The sequence below is a fragment of the Actinomadura geliboluensis genome, from assembly GCF_005889745.1.
Classification (GTDB): domain Bacteria; phylum Actinomycetota; class Actinomycetes; order Streptosporangiales; family Streptosporangiaceae; genus Spirillospora; species Spirillospora geliboluensis.
Map to the genome: position 1 here is coordinate 1 of NZ_VCKZ01000651.1, position 2,884 is coordinate 2,884.

Here is a 2,884-nt window from a genome sequence, read left to right on the forward strand (position 1 = left end):
ATCCACGACTGGCCGGCCCGCCACCCCCGCTTCCACGTTCACTTCACCCCGACCGGGTCGTCCTGCCTCAACCAGGTCGAACGCTGGTTCGCCTACCTACCTCACCACCCAGCTCACCCAACGCGGCGTCCACAAAAGCGTCCAAGCCCTCCAAACCGGCGTCCGCGCCTGGGTCCAGCAATGGAACACCAACCACAAACCATTCGTGTGGACCAAGACCAGCGAAGAGATCCTCGACTCCCTCGCCCGATATCTACAACGGATCTCAGGCGCAGACCACTAGTAGCAGGTGACCCAGCGACTGCCGCAGAGCCTGGGCGTCGGAGTCAGCGGCGCGGTGGCGACCGGCCGGTCACTGATATGCTCCACGGCTGAGCCGACGCGTCACCGATGCGTGGTGTCGGCGGTGTCCAAGCGGGCATTCACCAGCCGGTTGCGATCCACCTCGACGATCATGGCCCCCGCGGGCTTGCCACGCGGCGGGCGCTCCTCCTCGTTGACCGCCTCCAGGACGTAGAAGTCGCCACCACGCTCGGCGGGGCGGCAGTCCTGCACTCGTAGTTCCGCACCGAACACGCAGACGGTGTGCCTGTCGGTGAGCTGGTGGACCGCAGTCGGCTCCCAGAGATCAATGATCCCTCCCGGAGCATCAGGGGGCGGCATCGACTTCCTCCTCGAGATCAGGCAATCACTGCGCAAGTACATGACGCACTCTCATCTCCTCCGGCAGGCGCGAATGCTCCTATCGGCGATACGACCGGCTTGAGACATCCCACGAGCACCCCAGCACCCGCGTAAGTCACTGGGTCCGAAAGCCCCGACCGGATCAGCGGCACGAACCGCCATGGAGGCCTACGCGTGGCCGCTGCCCGACCACGCTGGCTCGACGTTTCCGAAACAGGGACCTGACCGGGGCCGTCCGGGTTCGAACAGGCCGCCGCCAGGTCCGCGATCGCGGTGCGGGCGACAACAGATCGCTCACCGTCGATTAACCGGGCACCGCCCGCCGCGGTCTTGCCCACCAGCGCGATCACCTTGCCCACGCCCGCGACCAGATCCAGGCAGACCGGCTCGGCCTGCACAGCGGCAACACGTGCGCTCTGCTGCATCGCTGCTCTCCTCCGTCCTCGTGGGTGTTGACCCCACGCTAAGCAGCGCGAACAGCCATGGCTGGACCGCTGTGTCACCGTCACTGGCCTGGTGTGCCTAGCTTGGCGGTACTCGCCCGGGGTCATCCCACTGGCGGCCCGCAATGCGCGCGACACATGGCACGCCTCCGCCACCCCTGACGCGTCCACGCTTGGGTCGGCGAGGTTCCGGCGCAGAAAGTCCAGCGCGCGCTCGCGCGCCAAGGCCTGCGCCGCATCATGGGCAGGATCCGATACAAAAACCCCCTTCCCGCCATGCGCTACGTCCTCCCGCGGCCCCGAAGCCATCACCGCCACGAGTAGCCATCTGGCCCCACCACACCGCAAACACTGACCGGCTGGCACCGGTGTGCCAGCCTTGAGCTGGCAGAGCCCAGCTCGCGCGGTTGAGCGTGTCGTAGAGGCAAGTCCCGCCTCGCCATCACACGCGGTGATTTCCGCGAGCTCACCAGGATCAGCCCCGGGCCGGTTGCGCTGGCATGTTCTTAGCGTCTTCCCGCATTCGCGACGCTGGGATGATGCCGGAACTCCGGGTCAAGCGCACCACCTTCTCGGTCGCGTTGCTCCAGGCGCGCCGGGCCGGACCGGACATAGTAGGCCGAGAGAAGGATCGGAGCGGGTTTGGTCGTGGATGTCGCTACTGACCGTTCCACTCCTCCTCCGCAGCCCTACTCGTCTGGTACGGCAGCAGCACTTCCTTGGGTGAGCTGCGGATATGCGTGCTCGATTGGACGGCGGAAACGGGTTCGTTGGTGGTACCAGCGGGCTCGTGCTCGGTGCCGGTCTCGCCAGTTCTGCCAGTGGACGGTGTGGTCGATGCCGTGGTGGCGGGGGTTTAGCGCGTTGACCAGGTTCTTGATCTCTGCGATGGACAGCGGGGTGTGGCCGGGGTCGGCGGGCGGCGCGTTGGGGCCGGTCGGCGGTGGCACCTGGGTGTCGGTGCGGGGCCGGGCCTCGGCGGCGGCAACCGCGTAGACCGCCAGGGCGAGCATGACCAGGACGGTGTGCCGGCAGATCGCCTCGTATCGGCGGACCTGGGACTAATCCAGCCCGAACAGGTCCTTGCCGAACTCGAACGACTCCTCCACCGGCCACCGCAGACCCGCCGCGGCGACCAGACGATGCAGCGACACCGGCCGCCCCGCGGGGACGTGGCAGTAACGCGGGGTTGAGGAATCTCATGGCCCCGGCAGCCACCTCGTCATCTCCCACAGCACCCTCGACGACCGCCCCGCCGACCTCGTCGAGATCATCAGGGCCGCCTACGAGAACGCCTCGGCCCCCATGGTCTTCCGCGACCACGACGCGATCCTGCGCCTCATACCGGACCGCGGCTCCGTCGTGTGACCCACGTCGCATCCGCGGGCTTCAACACCGGGGCCATGCGCCGCGTATCCCCCGTGACAAACTGCCCGGTGCGGTGAAGGGGTGTTCCTCAAGTGGCGGAGCGCAGTCGGCGGACAGCATGTGGCGGGGCGGTGTAGCCGTGGCCCAGCTTTGGAGGTTGGGGCGCCAGCCGTCCACCGCCGACCGGCGGGAGGCGTCCGGCTCCCTGCACAGCGAGCAGGACATGAGGCTCGCCTACGAGCGGCACGGCGCGGATCTGCTGGGCTTCGCGTGCAACGCCCTCGCCGACCGGCAGCTCGCCGAGGACGTCGTGCAGGAGACGTTCGTCAGGGCGTGGCGGTCCGCGGCGTCCTTCGACCACCGCCGCGCGAGCCTGCGCACGTGGCTGT

3 protein-coding genes and 1 pseudogene are annotated in these 2,884 nt (G+C 68.1%); 1 reads left to right on the plus strand and 3 read right to left on the minus strand.

Annotation, left to right across the window (positions count from 1 at the left end; all coding sequences use genetic code 11):
• Positions 1-384 precede the first annotated feature (384 nt).
• The 3 genes and pseudogenes from ETD96_RS43030 to ETD96_RS43040 all read right to left on the minus strand — a co-directional run.
• Positions 385-663, minus strand: a complete 279-nt coding sequence (locus tag ETD96_RS43030; protein ID WP_138642231.1) for a hypothetical protein — start codon at positions 661-663, stop codon at positions 385-387.
• Between the two features lie 17 nt (positions 664-680).
• On the minus strand, positions 681-1,109 hold the full coding sequence (locus ETD96_RS43035; RefSeq protein ID WP_138642232.1) for a hypothetical protein: 429 nt from the start codon (positions 1,107-1,109) through the stop codon (positions 681-683).
• A gap of 707 nt (positions 1,110-1,816) precedes the next feature.
• Positions 1,817-2,308 (minus strand): annotated as a pseudogene (locus ETD96_RS43040) (IS701 family transposase); the annotation flags it as partial.
• Positions 2,309-2,652: 344 nt separating this feature from the next.
• On the opposite strand from ETD96_RS43040, the gene ETD96_RS43050 reads away from it, so the two are divergent.
• Positions 2,653-2,884 (plus strand): sigma factor (locus ETD96_RS43050; protein WP_274704689.1); only part of this gene is annotated, 232 nt, incomplete at its 3' end.

Bases quoted from the DNA above. Each gene is read 5' to 3' on its own strand.
- ETD96_RS43030 (WP_138642231.1), bottom strand. From the start codon at position 663: ATGCCGCCCCCTGATGCTCCGGGAGGGATCATTGATCTCTGGGAGCCG.
- ETD96_RS43035 (WP_138642232.1), bottom strand. From the start codon at position 1,109: ATGCAGCAGAGCGCACGTGTTGCCGCTGTGCAGGCCGAGCCGGTCTGC.